The organism is Kocuria sp. SM24M-10, assembly GCF_001027955.1.
Classification (GTDB): Bacteria; Actinomycetota; Actinomycetes; order Actinomycetales; family Micrococcaceae; genus Kocuria; species Kocuria oceani.
Window position 1 is genome coordinate 14,907 of record NZ_LDNX01000140.1, and the last position, 23,618, is coordinate 38,524.

Sequence of the window (23,618 nt, forward strand, 5' to 3'; positions counted from 1 at the left end):
GCGACCGGGGGCGGGTGCCCCGGAGTGGTGGGTCATGTCAGTCTCCTTGCGCGGACGTCGGGCCGGCGGTGAGCAGGCGGTGGGTGATCTGCACCTCGGGGCCGAGCCGGACCAGGCGGGTGGCCAGGTCCTCGACCGCGGCGTGCAGGGCCGCGTCGGTCAGCGGCGCCAGCGCGTCCAGGACGAACAGGGCGGTGGTGGTGTCCTCGGTCAGACCGGTGCGGCGTCCCTGGCGCCAGTTCCAGCGCCGGCAGGTCACGCCGGCGTCGTCGCACCACACCACCTCTCCGGGCTGGGGGTGCTCGGTCACCGGTGCGCCGGCCGCGACCGTGTCGAACGGCTCGGCACCGGTGGCGCGGGCCAGGCGCGGAGCGCCGCGGTAGCGGGAGAGGTCCTCCCCGCCGAGCGGGATCTGGTGCAGCACCGAGACCGCGTTGTAGAGGTCCGTGAGCCGGTTGACCCGCGGCAGCCCGGTGGAGGCCCGGCGCAGCAGGGCCTCCAGGCTGTTGCGGGTGCGCTGCGGTTTCGCCCCGAACGCCCGGTAGGCCTCCCGCCAGGCGGCCACGTGCGGCAGCTGCTCCACCGGCCGGCCGTCCAGCGCCCGGCGGGCGGCGGCCTCGGCCTCCTGCAGCAGCGCCTCACCGGTCTCGTCGCTCGGACCCGGGACGATCCCGTCGACGGCCAGCAGCGCGGCCCGGTAGTCCGGTCGCAGCGCGAACACCTCCGCCTCGACCCGGGCCTCGTCGAGCAGCCGTTCCAGTGTGCTCGGCTCAGTCATGAGAACCCTCCTGGCGGTGTCCCGAGCCCACGCCCGGTTCGAAGACGGTCAGGGAGAAGCGCGCCGGCCCGGCCCCGGGGTTGGCGTAGGCATGGGCCACGTCGCCGGGAAAGGTGAGCGCGTCGCCGGTGTCGAGGGGGACGGACCGGCCGGCGATCTCGACGGTGAGCGTGCCCTGCTGGACCTGTAGGAGCTCCTCGGTGCCCGGGGCATGGGCCTCACTCGCGTGCCGGTCGCCGGGGCCCAGGGTCCAGTCCCACAGCTCCACCACGTCCGGGGGCGCGGTGCCGGCCACCAGGACCCCCCGGCCGCCGGAGTTCCCGGTCCACAGGACCGCGCCCTCCCCGTGCCGGGTGACCTTCACCGGCCTGGGCTGCGGCGGCTCCACCAGCGCCGGCAGCCCGATGCCGAGGGCGTCGCTGATCCGCAGCAGGGTGCCCACGCTGGGGTTGGCCGCGCCCTGCTCCACGTTGACCACCATCCGGCGGCTGACCCCGGCGGCCTCGGCCAGCTGGTCCAGCGTCCAGTGCCGGTGCTGCCGCTCCTGTCTCACGCGGGTGCCGATGGCCGTCGCCAAGGTCGTCGTGCTCTCGTCCATGAGTGCACCGTAATGCACTGACAGTGCATTATGGAAATTTCCAGTCCCCGCCCGGGTGCTGCCCTCGTTCCTCCGCTCTGCTATAGCTGGAAGCCCGGCAGGACCGGAAAAATCACCACCAGATCGAACAGCAGGATGAACAGCAGACCGAACAGCAGACCGAGCAGAAGCAGGTGCGACATCACCGTCACGATCACCGCAGCCGGCGCCGGAGGCGTCGGCCCCGCCCCGGCCCCCGGACCGGCCGGCGCGCGCACGAGCACGGGGACGGCGCTCGTGCCGGCGCCCCGTCCGCGCCGACGATGAGTCCGGACGGGACGCCCGGGGGGCGTCGCCGGCCTCTCCGGCTCGTCCTGAGCCTGCTGCTGCTGGGGTCGCTCGCGGGCGCGCTGGTGCTGGTCGGGCCGAACCTGCTGAGCGGTCTGCGCGCGGGCGACGACTGGGCGCGCTGGGGCCCGGAGTGCACGGTCGAGACCGCGGACGGGGAGGTGGAGCTCACCCGTGAGGAGGCGAAGCGGGCCACGACGGCGGTGGCGCTCGCCGCCCGCGGGCAGGCCGTGGACACCGCCGGGCTCGACGAGACGGTGCTGCAGCGGCTGGCCGACGGGCCGCCCGAGGACGCCGGCGCGAGCCTGGCCTGCCGGGGCCCGGCCGACGGCGGGCTGCCCGAGCAGCAGCTGACCGGGACCGGTCTGACGCCCCGCGCCGAGCGGCTGCGCGCGGCGATGACCGAGGTGTTCGGCGAGCAGAGCCTGGGCGGGTTCGCCCCGGGCGGCGTGGATCGGGGGCACGGCGAGGAGTCGACGCACTACGACGGGCGCGCCGTCGACGTCTTCTTCCGGCCGGTGACCGAGGAGAACCGGCGGGCGGGGTGGGTGCTGGCCCAATGGCTGGTCGCGCACGCCGAGGACCTGGACGTCCAGTACGTCATCTTCGACGACCGGTTCTGGAGCGCGCACAGCGCCCGCGGGCGCTGGCAGGACTACGACGCCCCCGAGCCCGCCAACGAGATCCTGCGCCACCTGGACCACGTGCACGTGGACGTGCTGCGGGGCGGCGCCGGCTGAGCGGCCCGCTGCGGCCCACGGGGCGGCGACGAGGAGCCGGTGTGCCCTGGTGCGGTCGACCGGTCGAGCGCGCCCTACCGGGACGGGACAGGAGGTGCCGGCACCGGTGACCCAGGGTGTCCGGCAGCGAAGATGCGGCAGCGCCGGCCCTCGGCCAGCACCTCGTCGACGAGTTCCAGTCCCGCCTTCTCGAGCACCCGTTGTGAGGCCAGGTTCTCCGCGAACGTCTCGGCCCACACCGGCAGACCACAGTCCTGGGCGATGCCGACGAGCTCGGTGGCCACCTCGGTCGCCAGACCACGCCCCCACATCTCCGGTCGCAGCGCGTAGCCGATCCACAGCTGCCAGCCCCCTTCCCCGGGCGCCGGCTGGAGGCGCAGCATCGCATCTCCCACGCAGCGGCCGTCGACCACGATCGCCACGCCGCGCACGACCCGCCCGGACCCCGGGTCGCGTCCCGCCAGACGGGCGTCGATGCGGTCCCGGACCTCCTCGCGCGACAAGGGGGCATGGCCCAGGTGCTCGGTGACGTGCGGATCGCCCCGGTAGGCGAGCATCGCCTCGAGGTCGGAGGCGCGCACCGGGCGCAACAGGCACCGGTCCGTGCGCCGGGGCCACGCGCCGGCGATCGGGTCAGGCGGACCGGTCATGGCCCCGGCCGCCCGGGCGCCCGCGGCGGTGGGGCGCCCGGGACCTCGGATCCCCCGCCCGGGGCGCCGTGGGACCTCACGGGCGTGGCCGATCCCGTTCCCGCCGGCCCGGCCCCGGTGACCGCGCCCCGTACTCGTTCACCAGCAGCGTTCCTCCCGCCGCGGGGACGAGGTACAGCGCCGGCGGCCACTCGGTCACGGCGAAGAGGCCCAGTGCGAGCAGCAGGACGACCAGTGCGACGATCCGAACTCTGTGGTGCATGACATCACTCCCCTCGAGTCCGTGGAGCGTAGCACCGGGCCCGCGGCCGCACGCGGGCCGACGGGGCAGGGGCGCGCACGCCTCCCGTCCCGGCGCCGGTCCTCCGCGCCGGGGCGGGCGCCGACGGTGCGCGGGTCCGGTGCGGCTGGCGGAGCGGGCCGGCCGGCCCGCTCGTCCCTCGTCAGCGGGACGGGCTGGTGAGCTGCGCCGTGGTCGCCACGGTGGCGAACTCCCCGTGCAGGTTGACCGCGGTGACCCGGGCCAGGTCGGCCGCGGGCACGGTCACGCCGTCCGGTCCCGTGCGGTCGAAGGTGTGGGTGGCATCCAGGGCGAAGTGGACCCGGTAGCCGAGGTTGCCCCCGACCCGGGCCGTGGTCTCGCAGCAGTGGTTGGTCGTGATGCCGCAGACGACCAGCTCCGGGACGTCGTGGGCCTGCAGCCAGGCGTGCAGGTCGGGGCTGCCGTGGAAGCTGGAGTTGACGCTCTTGCGCACCAGCAGGTCCGGGGTGCCGGTGAGGATGTCCTTGAAGGCGTTGCCGGGGCGGTCCGGGTGCAGCGGTGAGGTCGGGGTCGTGGAGTCGTGCCGGACGAACACCACGGGACTGCCGCTCTCCTGCCAGTGGGCCAGCAGGGCCGCGATGTTCGCCTCGCACGACGGGTTGTCCCGCCGGCCCCAGTACGCGGCGTCGTCGAAACCCCGCTGGACGTCGACGACGACCAGGGCTGCGCGCGGGCCCGGGGCACCGGGCGTGGAGTCGGTCACGCTCGTGACGATACACCGGGCGATGTGGGGCCGGGAGCCCCTCGGCGGTCCCCCTGCGGCAGCGCCCCCGGAGGGCCTCGCCGCCGGGCCGCATGACGCCGCGCGCAGCCGGTGAGAGGCTGGAACCCATGACGACGACCCACCGCTACGACGTGGAGATCCTCCACCTGCTCGTCTCCCCCGGCCACGCCTACTTCGGCCGGGCCCGGGACGGCGCCGCGGACGTCCCGACGACGGACGCGGACCGCGCCGAGCTGGTGACCGGCAAGGGCATCGTCGGCGACCGGTTCTTCGGCAAGGCCGCGCACATGGACGCGGCCGTCACCCTGCTCGCCGTCGAGGCGCTCGAGGCCATCGCGGCCGACCTTGGCGCCGACCCCTTCGACCCTCTGCTCGCCCGGCGCAACGTGGTCCTGCGCGGCGCCGAGCTGGCCCCGCTGCTCGGGCAGGAGTTCGCCCTGGAGTCGCGCGGTGAGCTCGTCCGACTGCGAGCCGGGCGGCCCGCTCACCCCTGCGCGTGGATGGACCGCATGCTCGCCCCCGGGGCGCACGCCGCGATGCGCGGACGGGGAGGTCTGCGCTGCCGGCCGCTCTCGGACGGAGTCCTGCACCGTGGGCCGGCCGTGCTGCACAGCCCGGTGCCCCTGGACCCGGAGCGGGCCGGGGACGCGGTCCGGCTGCGCCCCGCCCGGCTGCCCTGACCGAGCACGCCACGGGGCCCCGCCGGTGCGGGAGGGGCGCGCGGGGCAGAGCGCCCGGGAGGCGGCGCGCTCTGCCCACCGCGCAGCGGGTCCGCGGCACCGGCCGCGAGCGCTCGTCCCCGACTCCGCGCCGGGTGGGGGCCCGGCCCGCTCACCGGTCGCGGGCCGCGCTCGAGGTGCTGCCGGGGCCGGGCGCCGGCCCGTGCTCGGGCGTGTCGTGCCGGCGCCGGAGGGACTGCACGATGAGGTAGCCGCCGGCCGCGATGAGCGCCAGCGGCCACAGGTAGGACACCGCGGACAGCAGCACGGTGGCCTCCAGGGCGATCAGTGCCGCGAGGAGGGCCAGGGCGGCGGCGGGGATCCACGCCCAGCGGTTGCGGGCCGCGCCGGTCGGCAGCACGGCCACGAGCGCGAACGTGACGGCCAGCCCCACGAAGAACAGCACTCCGCCGGCCTGTTCCTCCTGGGCGGCGGCGGTGAGCAGGGCCTGCAGCGCCAGGGTGATCAGCACACCGGCCGGGATGAGGGCCCACCACCGGCGGTGGTCGCGCAGGTAGACGGCGGCGAATCCGGCGCCGCCGCCGCCGAGGAACAGGGCACCGCCCCACTGCTGGCTGCCGGGCACACCGGCGTCGTCGAACAGCACGAGCAGGCCGAGTCCGAGCAGGGTGCCCGCGGGGATCGCCGCCCACCACTTGGACGGGTCCGTGGCGTACAGGACGGCGAACGCGGCGCCGGCCGCGAGGAAGAGCAGTCCCCACAGCACGCCGACGGCTCCCATGAGGCCGGTCGCCTCCAGGAGTAGCAGTACCCCCGCGGCCAGCAGCAGGGTCCCCAGCACGATCGTCGCGGTCCTCCGTGGCACGGCCACCACCCCCCTGGACCCAGGGTAGGCCGCCGGGACCGGGGCCGGTCCGGCGCGGCGGCCGATGGGCGCAACAAGTCGTCGCACCCGGGAGAACCCTCGGGTGGGCGACGGACGGCAGCCGCGCCGGCGCGGCCAGGGGCCGGCGCGGCGACCGGCACGTGCGCCCCCTGACCGACGTCGGCGGCGGCCGCCGCGACGACATCATCGGCTCCGGACCCCCGGCACGGACGTTCAGCCCCCTGAGCGCGTCCGCGGCGGCTCTGCGCAGCGCCGGTGCTTCCCGGGCGGCGTCACGATCGGGACATGTCGGCCCCGGGCCTTACCGCACCGGCACAGGGTGCCTACGGTGGAAATGCCCACGTGCAGCGCACGGTCCCGGGGATCCGGACGCCGGCACCGGGGGCGTCGGCCACGGGGGCCGGCGCCGGTCAGTTCACGATGAGGAGTCTGGTCATGGCTGGATTGATGCGCAGGGAGGCCTTCGACGTGCTCGAGCCCCTCCGTCGTCTCATGGAGGGGGACCTGGAGACCACGTGGCCGCGCGTGGAGGAGTTCCAGGACGGCAACACCATGGTGATCCGGGCGGAGCTGCCCGGGATCGACCCGGACAAGGACGTCGAGCTCACGGTCGTCAACGACACCCTGCACCTGCGGGCCACCCGCCAGGAGAGGACCGAGCACAAGGACAAGGGCAGCTACCGCTCCGAGTTCCACTACGGCTCCTTCTCCCGCGCCCTGCCCCTGCCCAAGGGCTGCCGGGAGGAGGACATCACCGCCGCCTACACCGACGGGGTGCTCGAGGTCCGGGCCCCGATGCGCGAGCCGGGTGAACAGGCCACCAAGAAGATCCCGGTGACCCGTCGGGAATCCGGCTCCGCCTAGGGTCACCGCCCGCGGCGGCGGTTCCACCGGTGTGCGACCCGCCGCCCGACCGCGGCCCGACCGCGGCCCCGGCCACGGTGCACCGCACCGCCTCGAGCCCGGCGTCCCGGGGACGGGGCGACCCCATCCACCCTCCCCGGCAGCGCCGGCCCCGCACAGAAGGAGCGCCATGAGCGACACCCCGATCGAGACCCCCACCGGCGACCGCGTCATCGTGGGCGTCGACGGCTCGGACCACTCCAGGGAGGCGCTGCGGGAAGCGGCCCGGCTGGCGCAGGCCTTCGACGCCCCTCTGGAGGTGATCGCGTGCTGGCAGGATCCGGCCCTGTACGCGACCTCCTACGGATACATCCCCGAACTCGATCCCGAAGCGTTCCAGGCCGACGCCCGGCGCATGCTCCAGGACACGCTCCAGGAGGTGTTCGGCGAGACCCGCCCCGCCCGGCTGAGCACCCGGCTGCTGCGCGGACGCCCCGCCGAGCTGCTCGTCGAGGAGAGCAGGAGCGCCCGGATGCTGGTGGTCGGGGCGCGCGGCGTCGGCGGGGTGCTCGGCATGATCCTGGGCTCGGTCAGCTCCGCGCTGGTCTCCCACGCGCACTGCCCGGTCCTGGTCGTGCGCCGGTAGGCGACGTGCTCTGCACCCGACGGTCAGGCCGTGCGTCCGGCGGCGGGTCCGCGGGAGGCGCTCCGGCCCGTGGCCCCGCCGATCCGCCGGACGGCACGCCGCCGTGACCGAGGAGGTCCCCGCCGTCTCCGTCCGCCGGGCCCGGGCCACCGACGTCCCCGCCGTGGTGGCCCTGCTCGGGCAGCTCGGCTACGCCCCCGAGGCGCGCTGGGTGCGCGCCTGGGTGTGCACCGGCGGACCCGACGACCGGTGTCTGGTGGCGGAGGCGGCCGGACGGGTGGTCGGCCTGGCGCACCTGCACCGGGTGCCGTTCCTGACCGAGAGCGCCTACCGGGCCCGGCTCACCGCGCTCGTGGTCGACGAGCCCGCCCGGTCCCAGGGCGTGGGCGCGCTCCTGCTGGCCGCGGCCGAGCGGACGGCGCGGGACATGGGGGCCACCGCGCTGGAGCTGTCGACCTCGAACCGGCGGCGGCGGGCCCACCGGTTCTACGAACGCCACGGCTACGCCCAGCCGTCACGGCACTACCGCAAGGCCGTGCCTCCGGACGGCCCCTGAGCCGGCGGGCGCGATCCCCGTGGCCGTCCCCTCCTGGCGGCCTGCGGCGGGACGGCGGCCTGCGGCTCCCTCGGTCGCCGCGGGCGCCTCAGGCGGGTGGCCACGGGGAGGCGGGGCCGGGCTCCCTGCCCCCCTGGTGGACATGGGCGGCCATGGTCACCACGGTGATGAGCTGGGCGGTGATGACCGCGGAGGCCCAGCCGCCCTCGGCGGCGACGAGGTGGACGGCCAGGGGCACGACGAGGAGCAGCGGGAGGGCACGGACCACCAGCAGCCGGCCCCGCTCGCCCGGGGCCTCGGGAACGTCCTCGCCGGCCGGAGGCGTCCGGTCCGTGCGCCCGAAAGGCCCGTCCGCGGCGACGAGGTCGGCCCAGCGGCGCCGGCGACGCGCGTGGTGGAGCATGCCGGCCAGCACCGCGGGATACATCGCGGCCACGACCCCCGAGACGAAGAGCAGCACCAGTCCGTCGTCGCCCCCGGCGCGCAGGCCGACGACGAACCCGAGGCCCAGAGGCAGCAGCCAGAGCCCGAGGAGCAGCTTGTCGACGCCGGTCAGCACGTGGTCCTCCCCCGGTCGGACGTGCTCGATGACCGCATCCTCCCACCCCGGGCACCGCCGTGTCTGACCCCTCATCCGGGGGCGCGGGCCCACCGGGGCACCCGGCAGGGACGGGCGTCCCGGACCGGGGTCCGGGACGCCCGTCCCGTGCGGTGCCCGGCGGTCTCAGTCCCGCCGGGACGCCCGGGCGGCGGCGACGACGCCCACGACGTCCTCGAAGAGCGGGTGACCGGGCTCGAGGCCGGTCAGCCGCCCGGCCAGGGTCTCGTCCGGGTCCGGTCCGCCCAGCAGCTGCGCGAGCTCGGCGGCCTCCGGGTCGTCCGGGGCGTCGAAGCGCAGGGCCGCGGCCATGGCGTCCAGCAGGGCGGCGGTGCCCAGTCCGCGCTCGGCCAGCTCCGCGGCCGGCCCGGTGAACCGCTCGTGCCGGCTCAGCTTGCGCAGCGGGGCCCGGCCCACCCGGTCCACGGTGTCCGGCAGCTCGGCGTTGGCGAAGCGGGTGAGGATCTTCTGCACGTAGGCCTCCTGCTCCGCGGGGTCGAAGCCGTGCTTGGCCACCAGCAGCGTTTTGGTCTCCTGCAGGACCGCCTCGACCTTGGCCCGGATCTGCGGATCGGCCAGCGCGTCCGAGAGCTTGCGCTTCCCGGCGGCGCGCCCGAAGTAGGCGGCGGCCGCGTGGCCGGTGTTCACGGTGAACAGCTTGCGCTCGATGTAGGGGCCTAGTGCCTCCACCCAGGTCACCCCGGGGATCTCCGGGACGGTGTCGCCGAACGGTCCCCGCTCGATCGCCCACTCGAGGTAGGGCTCCACCCGCACGTCCAGGCCCGCCCCCGGTTCCTGGTTCGGCACGATGCGGTCCACCGCGGTGTTGGCGAAGACAGCCCGGGTGTCGACCGCCGCGTCGTCGAGGCCCTGGTCCCGGGCAGCGGCCCGGACCTCCCGCTCCAGGATGTCGGTGGCGTTGATCGCGTTCTCACAGGCCATCACCGCCACCCGGGACGCCCCGGCCGGGCGGGCGGCCAGGCCCTTGGCGATGGCCGGGGCCACGAACCGCAGGATGTTCGGGCCCACGGCCGTGGTCACCACGTCCGCTCGGGCCAGCTCCTGGACCAGTCGGTCCTCGTCCGTGGCGGAGTTGACCGCCCGGTAGCCCTCGACGACGTGGTCGCGGCCGCCCTCGCCGGCCTCGTGCACCGTGTAGCTGGGGGTCGAGGCCAGCGCGTCGATCAGCGGCGCCGCCACGTCCGCGAAGACCACCTCGTAGCCCGCTTCGTGGAGCAGCAGCCCCACGAAACCCCGTCCGATGTTGCCTGCACCGAAGTGCACTGCCGTACTCATGGGTTCACCTTCCCGAAGACGTCCATCACCTCGCCCACGGTACGCGCCACCGGCGGTCAGGACACCTGTGCGCGCCACCGGACACCGTGCCGGCGGCGCCGGGACGCCGCAGCCGAGGACGCCGAGGGCGCAGAGCGGCGATCAGGGCACGGAGCGGCATCAGCCGTGAACTCGCGGCACGGTCCTCTCCCGGGGCGCGGTCCTCTCCCGGGGCGCGGGCACGGTGCGGGGACCGGCGGGAAGGTCCAGCACCGGCAGCAGGCGGTGGACGAGCGGCCCGATGGCGAGCGCGTAGACGACGGTGCCCACGCCCACGCTGCCCCCCAGCATCCAACCCGTGGCCAGGACGCAGAGCTCGATGGCCGTGCGCACCCGCCGGACGGAGCCGCCGGTGCGCGCCACCAGCCCGGTCATCAGGCCGTCGCGGGGGCCGGGGCCGAAGCGGGCCCCGATGTAGGCGGCGGTGGCCGCCCCGTTGAGCAGCACACCGCCCGCGAGCAGCCCCACCCGGGCAGGAATCCCGGTGACGTGCGGGAGCACGAGGAGGGCTGCGTCGACGACCAGGCCGATGACCACGATGTTGCTGATCGTCCCGAGACCCGGCCGCTGCCGCAGCGGCACCCAGAGCAGGAGGACCAGCGCGCCGGTGGCGATGACCACCGCCCCGAAGCTCCAGCCGAGCCGCTCGGCCACGCCCTGGTGGAAGACGTCCCAGGGATCCAGGCCGAGGTCGGCACGGAGCATCAGGGCGAGCGAGAAGCCGTAAGCCACCAGGCCGGTGTACAACTGGACGAGTCTGCGCCTCAACATGCCTCCAGTTTCAGCTCGACTGGCATTGCTTGCTATAGCCAGTCGGTGAACACTGGTTCTCGTGACCCGCAGGATCAGCGCCCGTGCCCTGGCCCCGATGCTCCCGCCCCCGTCCGGCCGCGGACCCGCCTATCGAGAGCTGGCGGACCACCTGCGCCTGCTCGTGCTGGACGGACGAGTGCCGCTGGGCGTGGCGCTGCCCGGGGAGCGGGAGCTGGCGGCCGCCCTCGGCCTGAGCCGGACCACCGTCACCGGGGCCTACCGGCTGCTGCGGGAGGACGGCTGTCTCACCGGCCGGCAGGGCGCGCGCAGCACCACGGCCCTGCCCGGCAGGAGCGGAACGAGCACACCGGGCCCGGAGGCACCGGACGGAGTGCTGGACCTCGCCTACGCGGCGCTGCCGGCCGCGCCGCAGGCCGTGCACGCCGCCTACGCCGCGGCTCTCCAGGACCTGCCGGCGCACCTGCCGAGCCACGGGTACTCCCCGGCCGGGGTGGGCGTGCTGCGCGAGGCCGTCGCCGAGACGTACACGGCCCGGGGCCTGCCGACCACGGCGGAGCAGATCCTCGTCACCTCCGGGGCGCAGCACGCCCTGCACCTCGTGCTCCGACTGGTCACCGCGGCGGGCGACCGCGTCGTCGTCGACCACCCCTCCTACCCGCACGCCCTCGACGCCGTGCGGGAGGCGCGCTGCCGTCCCGTGCCCGTGGCCCTCGGGAGCACCGGGTGGGACGTCGAGGGCTTCCGCGCCGCGCTCCGGCAGACCGCGCCGACCATGGCCTACGTGATCCCGGACTTCCACAACCCCACGGGTCGGTGCATGACCGGTCAGGAGCGCGCCGCGATCGTGCGCGCCGCGCGCGAGTCCCGGACCACGCTGGTCGTGGACGAGACCCTCGTCGACCTGCACCTCGACGGACCGCCCCCGCCTCCGGCTGCGGTCCACCACCCGGACGTCATCTCGATCGGCTCGACGAGCAAGTCCTACTGGGCAGGTCTGCGCATCGGGTGGGTCCGTGCGGCACCCGGGACGGCCGCCCGGCTGGCGGCGGCCCGACCGAGCGTGGACATGGGCTCGCCGATCGTCGAGCAGCTGGCGACGGCGGCACTGCTGCGGGACCCGGACGTGCTCCCGGCCCGCCGGGAGCAGCTGCGCGTCCAGCGGACGGCGCTGGTCGCCCTCCTCAGCGAGCACCTGCCCGGCTGGCGGTTCGAGGTGCCCCCGGGGGGACTCTCCCTGTGGGCCGAGCTGCCGGAACCGGTCGGCAGCGCGCTGGCCGCGCTCGCGCCGCGCCACGGGCTGCGCCTGGCGGCGGGGCCCCGCTTCGGCGTCGACGGGACCTTCGAACGGTTCCTGCGCCTGCCCTTCACGCTGCCCGTCGCGGAGCTGGAACGGGCCGTGTCCGGCCTGGCCCGTGCCGACGCCGCGCTCGGCAGCGCGCCGCTGGACCCCGTCGGCCCCGCGACCTCCGCGCAACTGGCCTGACGCCCGCTCCCGGCCGGCCCGTCCGGGAGCACCGGGCAGCACGCGACACGGGGCGTCACATGCGCCGCCGCCGATCCCCGGACCGAACGCGCCGGACCCGTCGCCGGCTCCCGCGTCGGGTCATCCGGTGCCGGCCCACCGGGACCGCACCGCGTGCGGGCGGGGCAGCGCACTCCAGACGGAGCCGAGGGCCATGCCCACGAGCCACAGGCACGGGAACCACCACTGCCATCCGCCCAGGTGCAGGGAGAACCCCACGACGAGGACGATCGTCAGCAGCAGGTTCATGAACAGCAGCGTCATCTGGTTCGGCATGGCGGTCCCCCTCCGCTCGGCGTCGTTCCCCCGGCATCGTGGCACGGCCCGACCGGGCCCGTCTGACCCCTCTTCCGGGGGCAGGGCGGGTGACCGAGCCGGAAGGACGGGGCGGGCCGGACAGACAGCAGGCTCCGGACGAGCAGGCCGTTCCGCACGATCGAAAGGTCACTGCACGCCGGACGGGCACTGCGCACCGAACGGGGCGTGCGCGCCGGACGAGCCGGGGCGGGCCGGCTCAGAGGCCGGTGAGGACGTCCAGCGCGGTCCGCAGCCCCCGCTCCTGCCGCATGGCGCGTCCCAGCCGCGCGGCCCGCTCGCCCCGGGCCAGGGCCTCGCCCAGCGCCGGGACCAGCGTCTCCACCGTTAGCCTCCGGTGGGGCACGGGGGCCGACGCGATCCCCAGGCGGTGGAGCTGCCCGGCCCAGAACGGCTGGTCGGCGAGGAAGGGCACGACCACGGAGGGCACGCCCTCGCGGGCGACGGTGTGCACCGTTCCGGCCCCGCCGTGGTGGACCGCCGCGGCGGCCCCCCGGAGCACGGGGCCCAGCGGCGCGGACGGCACGACCAGCACGTCCTCCCCGGGGTGGTCCTCCGGCAGGACCAGGCCGCCCCATCCGCTGAGCAGCAGGGTGCGCAGGCCGTGGGCGCGCGCCCCGGCCACGACCGCACGGGCCCGGGCCTGCGCGTCGCCCGCCCGCATGGACCCGAAGGTCGCCACCAGGTACGGTCCGCCGCGCACGAACCGGTCCACCACGGGCTCCGTCGCAGGCTCCAGCGCCTCGTCGTGCCACGCTCCGGTCAGGTGGACCGCGGCCGGCCAGTCGGCGGGCCGCGGCAGCAGGTGCGGGCTGGCCCCGATCAGCGTGGCCCGGGAGGGCGAGCGGGACGAGGGGGCCCGGCCACCGGGCAGCGCCGCGCAGGCACCCTCGACGTCGGCGCGGAACAGCCGCGCCGCGCCGCGCGGCACCGCGTAGGTGGCCCGGTTGAACCGCCCGAGGTCCGCGCTGACCGTGGGCCCGCCCGGGGCGGAGAACTCGCGGGTGGGCGTGGCCACGGGCACGAACTCGGTCAGCACCCGCGGGACGCCCAGGGCGTCGGCCACGGCCGGGGCGGTGAGGATCAGCGGGTGGTGCACGACCAGGTCGGGGCCGAAGGCCAGCGTCTCCCGCACCGCGGCCGAGAGCATCCGCCGCATGCCGGGGCGCACCTCGGTGCGGTAGTGGCGCAGCGCCGCGCGCGGGGAGAGCCCGTCGGTGCGCAGCAGACGGTGGAAGTCCACCCCGAGACGCACGGTGTCGAGCCCGGACAGGTCGGCGCCGGACCGGTCCGGCACCCCCAGCCGGACCTCGTGCCCCCGGGCGGCGGCGTAGCGGGCCAGGGCTGCGAACGGCTCGACGTCGCCGCGGGTTCCGGAGGTCAGGAGCATCATGCGCACGACCACCAGTCTGCCCGGCCGCACGGCCGGGCACGAACCGCCGTGGGCGCCGCCCCGGCCGCCCTCCGGGCCGGGCGCCCCGCCCGCCCGCGGAAGTTCCCCGGTTCCCGCGGCCCCGTAGAGTGGAGGGCGCCCGGGCTTCCCGGGTGCCCGTCGTCCGAGGAGGACCACCACCGTGCCAGCAGCAGGCCCCGCTCCCGCCCTCCGGCGGATGGTGCACATCTCACGGCCGGTGCTCTGGATCAACACGCTGGGCCCGGGCGTGCTGGGCATGTGGCTCACCGGCTCGCTGCTGCGGTGGGAGGCCGTGCCGCTGCTGCTGTGGCTGACCCTGCCGTTCAATCTGCTGATCTACGGCGTCAACGACATCTTCGACCAGGACACCGACGCCCTGAACCCGCGCAAGGGGTCGCTGGAGGGCGCCCGGATCAGGGCCTCCGAGGTGCGCACGATCTGGGTGTCGGTGCTCGCCGCCAACCTGCCGTTCGCCCTCTGGTTCGCCCTCGCCCTCCCCCCGGCGGCGCTGGGCTGGATCGCGCTGTACGTGCTGGTGTTCGTGTTCTACTCGGCCCCGCCGCTGCGCTTCAAGGCGCGGCCCTTCCTCGACTCCCTGAGCAACGCCGCCTACGCCCTCCCCCTGGTCGTCCTGGCCTACGCGCTCGGCGACACCCCCGTGTGGCCGGCGGCGCTGGGCCTGATGGCCTGGAGCGTGGCCAAGCACGCCTTCGACGCCGTCCAGGACATCGAGGAGGACCGCGCGGTGGGCATCACCACGACGGCGGTCCGGCTCGGCGCGCGCGGCACCGGGTGGTGGAGCGGCGCGTGGTGGGCCGTGTCCGTGCTGGGCTTCGCGCTCGTCAGCGTTCCGGTGGCGGTGGTCAACGCGCTCATCGCCGGGTGGCTCGTGGTCTCCCTGCTGCAGGCCCCGGCCCCGGCCACCGGCCACCGGCTCTACCGGCACTCCATCGCGTTCCCCTACGTCGCCGGCACCGTGGCCGGGGTGCAGCTGGCGGGCGCGCTGATCCTGGGACGGTACCCGTGAGCCGCGTCGTCGTGGTCGGCGGCGGCATCGGCGGTCTGACCGCCGCCGCCCTGCTGGGCCACGCCGGCCACCGGGTCACCGTGCTGGAGGCCGCCGACCACCTCGGCGGCAAGAGCCGGCGCATCGAACAGGCCGGGCAGCGGATGGACACCGGGCCCTCGCTGGTCACGTTCCCGGGAGTGTGGCAGGAGCTGCTCGGGCGCCTGGACACCCTGCGCGGCGCGGGCACCGGTGCCCGCGCCGGGGAGCCCGACGCCGCGGCGGTGGCCCGTCTGGAGCTGGAGCGGCTGCCCGACATCGGGACGTACTACTACCGCGGCACCCGCAGCGAGCTGCCCGTGCCGCCCGGCCACCCCTGGCACGCGGCCTGGGCGCGCTTCGAGTCCGAGCACGGCGGTCTCGGCCCGGACATCACCCGGCTGCTCACCACTGCTCCCCTGGACCGCAGCTCCTACCCCGCGCTGGCCGCGCTCGGCCGGCTCTACGGGCCGCACCTGACCACCCGCAGCTACCTCGACGGCCTCGACTGGATGCCGGAGGGCCTGCGCGAGGTGATCGCCATCCACACCCTCAACGCCGGCGTCAGCCCCTCGCGCACCCCGGCCCTCTACGCGAGCATGCCCGCGGTGATGGCCCGGGACGGGGTGTGGATCCCCCGCGGCGGGGTGTACGAGCTGGTCGAGGCCCTGGAGCGGCTGGCCCGGCGGGCCGGCGTGGAGACCCGCACCGGGGAGCCGGTCACCGCCGTCGCACGACGGCGGGTCGAGACCGCCCGCGGCACCTACCGGGCCGACGCCGTGGTCAGCGGGGTCGACGCCCACCGCCTGGGCGGCCTCCTCGCCGGGGGCGCCCCCCGGCGACCGCGCCGGCTCAGCTGCTCGGCGATCGCGATCTACGCCGTCCTCGACGCCGCGCTCCCCGAGGGCACGCCCCGGCACGGAGTCATCCTGCCGGACCGCCCGGCGGAGCTCTACGCCAGCCTGGAGGCCGGGGAGGAGCCCGCGCAGACCATGGCCTTCGCGAACTACTACCCGGCCCACGGCGTCTACCCGAACAGCTCCCCCACCCTGGCCCTGCTCCTGACGGCCCCCGCCAACGGGAGGTCCTACACCCTCGACGACCCCTTCGTGGTCCGCGAGCTCGACCGAGCGGCCCGGGTGCTGGGGCTGCGGGCCCCGCTGCGGGAGCACTTCCGCCGCACGGAGATCCTCGACCCGGCGTTCTTCGCCGTCCACGGCTCGGCGCAGGGGGCGCTCTACGGCGCGGTCCGTCCGTCGTGGCAGAGCGGGCCCCTGCACATCCCGTCCCACCGGAGCCTGCTGCGCCCGTGGCTGTGGCGGGTGGGGGCCTCCGTCCATCCGGGCGGCGGGCTGCCGGCCGTCCTGGGCGGGGCGATGATCTCGACGGAGAAGCTGCTGCAGCACCTGGGGCCGGCGGCCTGAGCCGAGCGCCCGGCGGCCACGGGCGCTCGGCTGCGACGGTCGCTCGGGCCGGGGCCCGGCCTCAGGTCCCGCAGAACGTGGTGTACGGCCCGAAGTCCTCCGCCGCGGGGGCGGCGTAGCGCTCCAGGCCCGGCCGCTCGTCGTACGGGGCGGTCACCGCTTCCAGGAGCCGTCCCAGCGGGTCGAGATCGCCGTCCCCGGCCGCTGCGAGCGCCTCCTCGACGAGGTGGTTGCGCGGGATGTAGACCGGGTTGGTCCGGTCCATGATCTCGGGGTCCGGGTTCTGGGCCCGCCAGCGCTCGGCCCAGCGGTCGAAGGCCTGCAGATCGAGCACCAGGTCCCGGGCGGGCCGGGCGTCGCCGCGGGCGGCCGCGCCGAGGTTGCGGAAGAAGGACGTGTGGTCCACGTGGTTGGCCTGGAGCAGGGCGAACAGGTCGTCGGCCAGCGCGGAGACGACGTCGTCGCCGAGCTCCTGGGGCAGACCGAGCTTGGCGCGCAGGCCGGCCGTCCAGGCGGCGCTGTACTGCCCGGCGAACGCCCCGAGCGACGTCTCCGCCAGACCCACCGCACGGTCCTGGTCCTCGTCGAAGAGAGGCAGCATGGCCTCGGCGAGCCGCGCGAGGTTCCACTCCGCCGCGACCGGCTGGTTGCGGTAGGCGTAGCGCCCGCGCTCGTCGATCGAGCTGTAGACCGTGGCCGGGTCGAAGGCGTCCATGAACGCGCACGGCCCGTAGTCGATGGTCTCGCCCGAGATGGTCATGTTGTCGGTGTTCATCACCCCGTGGACGAAGCCCACCAGCATCCACTGCGCGACCAGGGACGCCTGGGCGGCCACGACGGCTTCGAACAGGGCCAGATGCGGGTGCTCGGCCGATGCCGCTTCGGGGTAGTGCCGGTCGACGGCGTGGTCGGCGAGGCGGCGCAGCAGCCCGAGATCGCCGGTGGCCCGGGCGTACTGGAAGCTGCCGACCCGCAGGTGGCTGCCGGCCACCCGGGCCAGCACGGCCCCCGGCAGCAGGCGCTCCCGGCGCACCCGGCGTCCTGTCGCCACGACGGCGAGGGCACGTGTCGTGGGGATGCCCAGGGCGTGCATCGCCTCGCTGACGACGTACTCGCGCAGCATCGGGCCGACCGCGGCGAGGCCGTCGCCGCCGCGCGCGAACGGCGTGCGGCCGGAGCCCTTCAGGTGGAGGTCGCGCAAGCGGCCCCCGGCGTCGGCGATCTCGCCCAGCAGCAGGGCGCGGCCGTCGCCCAGGCGCGGATTGAAGGAGCCGAACTGGTGTCCGGAGTAGGCCTGCGCCACCGGGGTGGCGTCGCCGGGAACGGCGTTGCCGACCAGCAGCCGCACGCCTGCCGGGCTCTCGAGCGCGGCAGGGTCGAAGCCCAGCTCGAGGGCGAGGGGTTCGTTGAGCACGAGCAGCCGGGGGTCGGGGACCTCCTCGGCACGCCAGGGCACGGCCAGCTCGCCGAGCTCACGGGCGAAGCGCCCCTCGAAGGTGACGGTCGACAGCGGTGTGATAGTCACCTCGTCAACGATACAGGGACCGGCGGACAGCGGGGGCTGCGGTCCTGCCCGCGGTCGCGCGGGGCGGTCACCCGGGCAGTGGCCTCGGGGCCCCCCGGCCCCGACGCCACCTCCGGCTCGAGCAGGTCGCCCTGGAGCACGCCGCCCCCGAGGCCATCCGGGCCTCCGGCGATCCCCAGGCCCGCGGTCCGAGCCGCACACCACTGTACTGCTCAGTAGCCTTAGGTGCACCTTCGACGTGGACGCGGAATCGTGATAGTGACGCGACCACGAACCCCGCGCCGGAGGACGACTCCGCGCCGGACAGCCACGCCGCGCCCGCCCGCGGGCGGCACGGTCACCGGTCGAGCGCGGCCAGCCGGTCCGCCACGAGGGCGGGGATGTCGTAGTCGGCGTGCGCCCCGGCGGTGGTGATGCGCCGGGCCCGCTCGTAGCCGGCGTCCTGGTACGCGGCCTCGGCCTGCGCGGCGGCCGCCCGGGCCGACCAGGACCCGGCGTCGGTCGCGTAGGCACCGTCCCGGTCGCCGACGACCCAGGTCAGCGCCAGGTCCTCGGTGGCCGGAGTGACCTCGCCGACCGGCTGCCCGTAGGTGCCGCCGCCGCCGATGAACGCGACCCCGGACCCGTCCGGCAACCAGTGCGCGCCCCCGCGCAGCAGGTGGCGGGAGAGGAACTCCGCGCCGCCGGAGTAGCCGGCCACCAGCACCCCGGCGTCGGTGGTGGGGGTGATGTTGGTCGTGGCGAACTGGCGCACCGCCTCGGCGACGGCGCCGACGTTCCCGGCCCGCCAGCTGCGGGTGCCGTGGGGAGCCTCCACGAACACGAAGGCCCGGTTGGTGTCCGCGGCTGCCCGGGCCATGCGCGTGGCGAAGCGCCCGGTCGGCTGCTCGGCACGGGCGGTGCCGTCCCCGTCGAAGAAGAACACCGCCCCGGCCGGACGGTCCCAGTCCACGCCCTCGGCGTAGTAGTGGTAGGTCAGCGAGATGCCGTTGTCCGCGCGGAACACCCGGTCGGCACCGCTGACGGGGTGCCAGCCGGTGGAGCTGGTGGTCACGGCCTGCGCCGGAGCCGCCGCGAGCAGCAGTCCGCCGGCGAGCACAGCACCGGCGGCCGGGCGCAGGAACCACCACCGGCGGCGGGCCTGCCGGCTCGTGGTCGCGGTCCTGATCGGGAAGAGCGTGTGCACTGGGCGTTCCTGTTCTCGTGACGGTCCCAGGAGATCGCCGCGGGGCGGTCCGAGCGGCACACGGCACCCGTGCTGCTCCCGGGAGGGATCAGTCGGCTCCGGCCCATGAGGACGTCCGCCCGCGCTGCTCCGGGATTCATGGATGTCATTGCATGTACGGCCGGGAGCCTATCGGGACGAAATGTTCTCTGACAAGCGCAAACACCACGGGTGCCGGGCGCGTGGAGACCTCGTGCGACGGGATCCCCTGCCCGGCCGTTCCCTGCCCAGGCAGTTCCCCCGGCCGGCGGTTCCCCACCCTCGCGCGGGATCCGGGCAGCGCCGGCGCCCGCCTCCGGCTGCCGCCCGCGCCTGGGAACTTTCCCACCACGTTAGAGTTGACCCAGACTTCGCGGGGCCGTTCCACCCCGCACGCGAGCCGTGCTCCGCGCGAGCCGGCCGCACCACCGTGCCCGAACCCACCAAGAAAGCGTGAACCGTTGACCAACACCTCCCGTTCCTCCCGCTCCTCCCGCAAGCCCAAGTCCCCGCCGCCGCTGCCCGCCGGAGGCCTGCGGGTGACCCCGCTGGGGGGCCTGGGCGAGATCGGGCGGAACATGACCGTGTTCGAGCACGCCGGCAAGCTGCTCGTCGTCGACTGCGGGGTGCTGTTCCCCGAGGAGCACCAGCCGGGCATCGACGTCATCCTGCCCGACTTCACCTCCATCCGGCACCGGCTGGGCGACATCGTGGGGATCGTGCTCACGCACGGGCACGAGGACCACATCGGTGGCGTGCCGTACCTGCTCAAGGAGCGCCCGGACATCCCGCTGATCGGCTCCGAGCTGACCCTGGCGTTCATCACCTCCAAGCTCACCGAGCACCGGATCACCCCCAGGACGGTGCACGTGGAGGCCGGGGACAAGCACCGGGCGGGCCCCTTCGAGTGCGAGTTCGTGGCGGTGAACCACTCGATCCCGGACAGCCTCGCCGTGGCCGTCCGCACCGACGCCGGGCTGGTGCTGCACACCGGGGACTTCCGGATGGACCAGTTCCCGCTGGACGACCGGATCACCGACCTGCGCCACTTCGCCCGGCTGGGCGACGAGGGCGTGGACCTGTTCCTCACCGACTCCACCAACGCCGAGGTCCCCGGGTTCACCACCTCGGAGCAGGAGCTGACCCCGGCGATCGACCACGTCTTCGCCACCGCGCCCAAGCGCATCATCGTCTCCAGCTTCGCCTCCCACGTCCACCGGATCCAGCAGGTCCTCGACGCCGCCCACGCCCACGGGCGCAAGGTCGCCTTCGTCGGCCGGTCCATGGTGAAGAACATGGGCATCGCCACCGAGCTGGGCTATCTGAAGATCCCGCGCGGGCTGGTGGTCGACTTCAAGAAGCTGCGCTCCATGCCCGACGCGAAGGTCACCCTGGTGTGCACCGGCTCCCAGGGCGAGCCGCTGGCCGCGCTGTCGCGGATGGCCAACGAGACCCACCAGATCCAGCTCAACCCCGGGGACACGGTGCTGATGGCCAGCTCGCTGATCCCGGGCAACGAGAACGCGATCTACGGGATCATCAACAAGCTCACCGACCTCGGCGTGAAGGTCGTGCACAAGGGCAACGCCAAGGTGCACGTCTCCGGCCACGCCTCCGCCGGGGAGCTGGTCTACTGCTACAACATCGTCAAGCCCACCCACGTGATGCCCGTGCACGGGGAGTCCAAGCACCTGCACGCCAACGCCGAGCTGGCGATCCGCACCGGCGTGGACCCGGCCAACGTGCTCATCGGCAAGGACGGCAGCACCATCGACCTCGTCGAGGGCCGGGCCCGGATCTCCGGGCAGGTCGAGGCCGGGCTGGTCTACGTCGACGGCCACACGGTGGGCAAGGTCACCGAGGAGACCCTCGTGGAGCGGCGCCTGCTGCAGGAGGGCGGGGTGGTCACCGTCGTGGCCATCGTGGACGCCGACACCAACGCGCTCACCGAGCCGCTGGAGTTCATCGCGAAGGGCTTCGTCCACGACGAGCACATCTTCGACAAGGCCGCCGAGAAGGTCCAGCACGCCCTGGCTCGCCCGGCCACGCAGAAGCTGGAGGACCTCGACGAGCTCGAGTCGCTCATCGGCGACACCGTGGCCCGCCACCTGGAGCGCGCCTACCGCCGGGCCCCGCTGGTCACCGCGGTCGTCATCGACGCCTGATCCACGCCCTTCGGGCCGCCCCGGCGGGCTCTGCGCCCCCGGGGCGGCCCACCGGTTCGTGCACCCCGTGGCGGAGCAGGTACCGTGGAGGTGCACGTCGGAGGGCAGTTCGCCCCGCGCCCGAACGGGGCGGGCCCGTCCTCCGCTCCCCGCGGCCTCCGATCGACGGTCGACGACGCCGGTGTGCCGCCGGGCCTGCTCGCCCGTCCCGGCGGCTCCGCCTGTGGCCCCCTGCCTCGCAGCGGTCCCGTGCCCGGTGACCGCACGCCCGGGGAGCACCCCGGTTCCGACCGCCCCGGACGCCGGGTGCCGGCCCACCCCGTGGGCGCTCTCCCCACCCGGGCGGGCCGCGGCCCCGGAGACGGCGGTGCGGGTCTCCTCGCCCTTGCAGGCCGGCACCGGACGCCGACCCTGCCATCGACCCCGACAGGCACCACCACCCATGACGCACCCGACCACGACCACCACCCCGGCCCCGCCCGCCCCGGCGGGTGACCACGTGCCCGGCCGCCGCCCCGACATCCAGGGCCTGCGCGGAGTGGCCGTGCTGCTGGTCGTGGCCTTCCACCTGTGGACGGACCGGGTCTCCGGCGGAGTCGACGTCTTCTTCGTCCTGTCCGCGTTCCTGCTCACGGGCACGTTCGCGCGACGGGTGGAGCGCGGGAGGCCCCTGGCGGTGCGCGAGTACTGGGTGCGCACCTTCGCGCGGCTCATCGGACCGATGGCGGTCATGCTGCTGGCCGTGCTCGCCGCGGTGCTGGCCCTCTTCCCGCCCAGCCGGTGGGAGGAGCTGCTCTCCCACGTGTGGGGCTCGTTGTCCTACGTGCAGAACTGGGTGCTGGCCGGCCAGTCCGTGGACTACTACGCCGGCAACACCGCGGCCACCACCCCGCTGCAGCACGTGTGGTCGCTGTCGGTCCAGGGCCAGATCTTCCTGCTCTGGCCGCTGCTGCTGGCCGGCTGCGCGCTCGTCGCCCGGCGGGCGGGGCTGCGCTTCCGCACCGTGTCCCTGGCCGTGTTCGCCCTGGTGTTCGCCGGCTCCTTCGCGTGGTCCCTGGCGCAGACGGCCGGCGCGCCGGCCTGGGCCTACTTCAGCACCGTCACCCGGCTGTGGGAGTTCGCCCTCGGCTCCCTGGCCGCCCTGGCGCTCCTCCGCCCGTCCCGCCCGCAGGCCGGGTCGCGGGGAAGCGTCCCGGACGCCGTGCGCCGGCCGGTGGGCGTGGCGCTGGGCTGGGCCGGGCTGGCCGCGATCGTGGCCACCCCCTTCCTCATCGGTGCCGACACCCGCTTCCCCGGCACCGCGGCCCTGGCCCCCACCGTGGGCGCGGCCGCGGTGCTGGTCGGCGGCGCGCTGGCCCCCGACGCGCCGCTGAGCGCGGGGCGCGCGCTCACGGCCCGCCCGCTGCTCTTCTTCGGCGACCGGGCCTACGGGATCTACCTGTGGCACTGGCCGCTGCTGATCACCTATCTGCTGGTCACGGCCCGCGACACCGTGCCGGTGCTGCACGGGCTCGGCGTTCTCGCCGCCTCCGTGCTCCTGACCCGGGCCACCGCGCCGCTGCTGGCCGGCTGGCGGGCCCTGCCGGGGATCCGCGCCGGAAACGGCCTCCGCCTGACCGCCACCGCCCTGCTCGTGGCGGTTCCTCTGACCGGCGCCCACCAGTACACGGTCCAGCGCGACCCCACCGCCGGGGTGGAGCGCACCGCGCAGAACTACCCCGGGGCCGCGGTGCTGCGCGGGGACGTCACCGAGGTCCCGGACGTGCCGATAGTCCCCAACGGCGCCGAGCGCGAGCACGAGTGGGGCGACACCGGCGGAGCGTGTCCGCCCGAGGACACGCCCGAGTCCCTCGAGGGCCTGGGCCACTGCCGGGTGATCGCACCCGACGACGGCGCCGCCCCCGCACGCACCGTCGTGGTGATCGGGGACTCCCACGCCCAGCAGCTGCTCACCCCGATCCACCGGGCGGCCGACGCCCAGGGCTGGACGGTGATCTCCTACCTGCGCATGGCCTGCCGCTACACGGGCGGCACCCAGCCGGCCGACGCCGAGTGCGACGAGTTCAACGCCGCCGCCGGCGAGGCCGCGCTGGCGGCCGACCCGGACGCCGTCGTCACGATCGGCACCCGGTCCCTGCCCGAGGCCCCGCACGAGAAGCTCGTCGACGGTTACGAGGACGGCGTGCGCCCGTTCCTGGACGCCGGGATCCCGGTGCTGGCCTTCCGCGACAACCCGCGCTTCCCCTTCAGCATGTTCGCCTGCGTGGAGACCTACGGCCCCGACCACCACCGCTGCAACCCGCCCCGCTCCGAGTCACTGCTGCCCGAGAACCCGCTGGAGTCCCTGGCCGCCCGGCACGAGGACCTGCACAGCATCGACCTCACCGACCGACTGTGCACCGACACCGTCTGCCCCGGCGTGATCGGCAACATCCAGGTCTACATGGACCTCGACCACGTCACCTCCACCTACGGCGAGACCCTCGCCCCCGACGTCGAGTCCCGGATGCTCGAGGCCCTGGACTGGCCGGACCGGCGGTAGCCCCC

24 protein-coding genes are annotated in these 23,618 nt (G+C 75.2%); 10 read left to right on the plus strand and 14 right to left on the minus strand.

Annotated features, from left to right (window positions below; all coding sequences use genetic code 11):
* Positions 1-37: 37 nt before the first annotated feature.
* From ABL57_RS16895 to ABL57_RS16905, 3 genes are all read right to left on the minus strand, one after another.
* A complete protein-coding gene (locus ABL57_RS16895) occupies positions 38-778 on the minus strand; it encodes a B3/4 domain-containing protein (RefSeq protein ID WP_047804644.1) in 741 nt (246 codons plus the stop codon).
* Positions 771-1,376, minus strand: coding sequence for a helix-turn-helix domain-containing protein (locus ABL57_RS16900; protein ID WP_047804645.1), 606 nt, complete (start codon positions 1,374-1,376; stop codon positions 771-773). Before ABL57_RS16900 ends, ABL57_RS16895 begins: the two co-directional genes overlap by 8 nt.
* Positions 1,377-1,456: 80 nt before the next feature.
* Complete coding sequence (locus tag ABL57_RS16905) at positions 1,457-1,639, minus strand: hypothetical protein (RefSeq protein WP_047804646.1); 183 nt, start codon at positions 1,637-1,639, stop codon at positions 1,457-1,459.
* A 39-nt stretch (positions 1,640-1,678) separates the two neighbouring features.
* Here ABL57_RS16905 and ABL57_RS16910 point away from each other — a divergent pair, with 39 nt between their 5' ends.
* The gene (locus ABL57_RS16910) at positions 1,679-2,443 is read left to right on the plus strand and encodes a hypothetical protein (RefSeq protein ID WP_047804647.1); all 765 of its coding nucleotides are present in this window, start codon (positions 1,679-1,681) and stop codon (positions 2,441-2,443) included.
* Positions 2,444-2,517: 74 nt separating this feature from the next.
* Here the strand turns inward: ABL57_RS16910 and ABL57_RS20905 are convergent, their stop codons facing one another.
* From ABL57_RS20905 to ABL57_RS16920, 3 genes are all read right to left on the minus strand, one after another.
* The gene (locus ABL57_RS20905) at positions 2,518-3,093 is read right to left on the minus strand and encodes a GNAT family N-acetyltransferase (protein WP_082157520.1); all 576 of its coding nucleotides are present in this window, start codon (positions 3,091-3,093) and stop codon (positions 2,518-2,520) included.
* A 76-nt stretch (positions 3,094-3,169) separates the two neighbouring features.
* Positions 3,170-3,355, minus strand: a complete 186-nt coding sequence (locus ABL57_RS22005) for a hypothetical protein (RefSeq protein WP_152683435.1) — start codon at positions 3,353-3,355, stop codon at positions 3,170-3,172.
* A 181-nt stretch (positions 3,356-3,536) separates the two neighbouring features.
* The gene (locus tag ABL57_RS16920; RefSeq protein WP_047804648.1) at positions 3,537-4,118 is read right to left on the minus strand and encodes a cysteine hydrolase family protein; all 582 of its coding nucleotides are present in this window, start codon (positions 4,116-4,118) and stop codon (positions 3,537-3,539) included.
* 128 nt (positions 4,119-4,246) lie between these two features.
* Between ABL57_RS16920 and ABL57_RS16925 the strand changes: the two genes are divergently transcribed.
* Positions 4,247-4,819 (plus strand): MOSC domain-containing protein, encoded by a 573-nt coding sequence (locus ABL57_RS16925; protein ID WP_047804649.1) that lies wholly within the window; start codon positions 4,247-4,249, stop codon positions 4,817-4,819.
* Between the two features lie 151 nt (positions 4,820-4,970).
* On the opposite strand, the gene ABL57_RS16930 is transcribed toward ABL57_RS16925, so the two are convergent.
* Complete coding sequence (locus ABL57_RS16930) at positions 4,971-5,684, minus strand: hypothetical protein (RefSeq protein ID WP_152683436.1); 714 nt, start codon at positions 5,682-5,684, stop codon at positions 4,971-4,973.
* Between the two features lie 456 nt (positions 5,685-6,140).
* On the opposite strand from ABL57_RS16930, the gene ABL57_RS16935 reads away from it, so the two are divergent.
* The 3 genes from ABL57_RS16935 to ABL57_RS16945 all read left to right on the plus strand — a co-directional run bounded on the left by ABL57_RS16935 (position 6,141) and on the right by ABL57_RS16945 (position 7,750).
* On the plus strand, positions 6,141-6,569 hold the full coding sequence (locus ABL57_RS16935) for an Hsp20/alpha crystallin family protein (protein WP_047804650.1): 429 nt from the start codon (positions 6,141-6,143) through the stop codon (positions 6,567-6,569).
* Between the two features lie 169 nt (positions 6,570-6,738).
* Positions 6,739-7,194: a universal stress protein gene (locus ABL57_RS16940; RefSeq protein ID WP_047804651.1), complete on the plus strand. Its 456-nt coding sequence runs from the start codon at positions 6,739-6,741 to the stop codon at positions 7,192-7,194.
* Between the two features lie 103 nt (positions 7,195-7,297).
* Positions 7,298-7,750 carry a GNAT family N-acetyltransferase gene (locus ABL57_RS16945; RefSeq protein ID WP_047804652.1) on the plus strand — a complete coding sequence of 151 codons (453 nt, stop codon included), beginning with the start codon at positions 7,298-7,300 and terminating at the stop codon, positions 7,748-7,750.
* A gap of 88 nt (positions 7,751-7,838) precedes the next feature.
* Here ABL57_RS16945 and ABL57_RS16950 read toward each other — a convergent pair whose 3' ends face one another.
* The 3 genes from ABL57_RS16950 to ABL57_RS16960 form a co-directional block, all read right to left on the minus strand.
* Positions 7,839-8,309, minus strand: coding sequence for a hypothetical protein (locus ABL57_RS16950; protein WP_047804653.1), 471 nt, complete (start codon positions 8,307-8,309; stop codon positions 7,839-7,841).
* A 165-nt stretch (positions 8,310-8,474) separates the two neighbouring features.
* Positions 8,475-9,644, minus strand: a complete 1,170-nt coding sequence (locus tag ABL57_RS16955) for a mannitol-1-phosphate 5-dehydrogenase (protein WP_047804654.1) — start codon at positions 9,642-9,644, stop codon at positions 8,475-8,477.
* Between the two features lie 159 nt (positions 9,645-9,803).
* On the minus strand, positions 9,804-10,454 hold the full coding sequence (locus ABL57_RS16960) for a YitT family protein (RefSeq protein ID WP_047804655.1): 651 nt from the start codon (positions 10,452-10,454) through the stop codon (positions 9,804-9,806).
* A gap of 61 nt (positions 10,455-10,515) precedes the next feature.
* Between ABL57_RS16960 and ABL57_RS16965 the strand changes: the two genes are divergently transcribed.
* On the plus strand, positions 10,516-11,940 hold the full coding sequence (locus tag ABL57_RS16965) for a PLP-dependent aminotransferase family protein (RefSeq protein WP_203225668.1): 1,425 nt from the start codon (positions 10,516-10,518) through the stop codon (positions 11,938-11,940).
* Between the two features lie 120 nt (positions 11,941-12,060).
* On the opposite strand, the gene ABL57_RS16970 is transcribed toward ABL57_RS16965, so the two are convergent.
* Together ABL57_RS16970 and ABL57_RS16975 are read right to left on the minus strand one after the other, a co-directional pair.
* Positions 12,061-12,255, minus strand: a complete 195-nt coding sequence (locus ABL57_RS16970; protein WP_047804657.1) for a hypothetical protein — start codon at positions 12,253-12,255, stop codon at positions 12,061-12,063.
* Positions 12,256-12,493: 238 nt separating this feature from the next.
* Positions 12,494-13,687: a nucleotide disphospho-sugar-binding domain-containing protein gene (locus tag ABL57_RS16975; protein WP_047804658.1), complete on the minus strand. Its 1,194-nt coding sequence runs from the start codon at positions 13,685-13,687 to the stop codon at positions 12,494-12,496.
* A gap of 181 nt (positions 13,688-13,868) precedes the next feature.
* On the opposite strand from ABL57_RS16975, the gene ABL57_RS16980 reads away from it, so the two are divergent.
* Together ABL57_RS16980 and ABL57_RS16985 are read left to right on the plus strand one after the other, a co-directional pair.
* Positions 13,869-14,735 (plus strand): UbiA family prenyltransferase, encoded by an 867-nt coding sequence (locus ABL57_RS16980; protein ID WP_082157522.1) that lies wholly within the window; start codon positions 13,869-13,871, stop codon positions 14,733-14,735.
* Positions 14,732-16,177 (plus strand): NAD(P)/FAD-dependent oxidoreductase, encoded by a 1,446-nt coding sequence (locus ABL57_RS16985; protein ID WP_047804660.1) that lies wholly within the window; start codon positions 14,732-14,734, stop codon positions 16,175-16,177. Before ABL57_RS16980 ends, ABL57_RS16985 begins: the two co-directional genes overlap by 4 nt.
* Before the next feature lie 61 nt (positions 16,178-16,238).
* On the opposite strand, the gene ABL57_RS16990 is transcribed toward ABL57_RS16985, so the two are convergent.
* Together ABL57_RS16990 and ABL57_RS16995 are read right to left on the minus strand one after the other, a co-directional pair.
* Positions 16,239-17,702, minus strand: coding sequence for a YdiU family protein (locus ABL57_RS16990; protein WP_047804661.1), 1,464 nt, complete (start codon positions 17,700-17,702; stop codon positions 16,239-16,241).
* Between the two features lie 337 nt (positions 17,703-18,039).
* Positions 18,040-18,888 (minus strand): hypothetical protein, encoded by an 849-nt coding sequence (locus ABL57_RS16995; protein ID WP_047804662.1) that lies wholly within the window; start codon positions 18,886-18,888, stop codon positions 18,040-18,042.
* Between the two features lie 479 nt (positions 18,889-19,367).
* On the opposite strand from ABL57_RS16995, the gene ABL57_RS17000 reads away from it, so the two are divergent.
* Both ABL57_RS17000 and ABL57_RS17005 read left to right on the plus strand, forming a co-directional pair.
* Positions 19,368-21,071, plus strand: a complete 1,704-nt coding sequence (locus tag ABL57_RS17000; RefSeq protein WP_047804663.1) for a ribonuclease J — start codon at positions 19,368-19,370, stop codon at positions 21,069-21,071.
* 442 nt (positions 21,072-21,513) lie between these two features.
* Complete coding sequence (locus ABL57_RS17005; protein ID WP_047804664.1) at positions 21,514-23,613, plus strand: acyltransferase family protein; 2,100 nt, start codon at positions 21,514-21,516, stop codon at positions 23,611-23,613.
* Positions 23,614-23,618: the final 5 nt, after the last annotated feature.

Excerpts from the sequence above, each read along its gene's own strand:
- ABL57_RS16910 (WP_047804647.1), top strand. The coding sequence starts at position 1,679 with ATGAGTCCGGACGGGACGCCCGGGGGGCGTCGCCGGCCTCTCCGGCTC.
- ABL57_RS16900 (WP_047804645.1), bottom strand. The coding sequence starts at position 1,376 with ATGGACGAGAGCACGACGACCTTGGCGACGGCCATCGGCACCCGCGTG.
- ABL57_RS16940 (WP_047804651.1), top strand. The coding sequence starts at position 6,739 with ATGAGCGACACCCCGATCGAGACCCCCACCGGCGACCGCGTCATCGTG.
- ABL57_RS16970 (WP_047804657.1), bottom strand. The coding sequence starts at position 12,255 with ATGCCGAACCAGATGACGCTGCTGTTCATGAACCTGCTGCTGACGATC.
- ABL57_RS22005 (WP_152683435.1), bottom strand. The coding sequence starts at position 3,355 with ATGCACCACAGAGTTCGGATCGTCGCACTGGTCGTCCTGCTGCTCGCA.
- ABL57_RS20905 (WP_082157520.1), bottom strand. The coding sequence starts at position 3,093 with ATGACCGGTCCGCCTGACCCGATCGCCGGCGCGTGGCCCCGGCGCACG.
- ABL57_RS17005 (WP_047804664.1), top strand. The coding sequence starts at position 21,514 with ATGACGCACCCGACCACGACCACCACCCCGGCCCCGCCCGCCCCGGCG.
- ABL57_RS16955 (WP_047804654.1), bottom strand. The coding sequence starts at position 9,644 with ATGAGTACGGCAGTGCACTTCGGTGCAGGCAACATCGGACGGGGTTTC.
- ABL57_RS16895 (WP_047804644.1), bottom strand. The coding sequence starts at position 778 with ATGACTGAGCCGAGCACACTGGAACGGCTGCTCGACGAGGCCCGGGTC.
- ABL57_RS16960 (WP_047804655.1), bottom strand. The coding sequence starts at position 10,454 with ATGTTGAGGCGCAGACTCGTCCAGTTGTACACCGGCCTGGTGGCTTAC.
- ABL57_RS16925 (WP_047804649.1), top strand. The coding sequence starts at position 4,247 with ATGACGACGACCCACCGCTACGACGTGGAGATCCTCCACCTGCTCGTC.
- ABL57_RS16935 (WP_047804650.1), top strand. The coding sequence starts at position 6,141 with ATGGCTGGATTGATGCGCAGGGAGGCCTTCGACGTGCTCGAGCCCCTC.
- ABL57_RS16975 (WP_047804658.1), bottom strand. The coding sequence starts at position 13,687 with ATGATGCTCCTGACCTCCGGAACCCGCGGCGACGTCGAGCCGTTCGCA.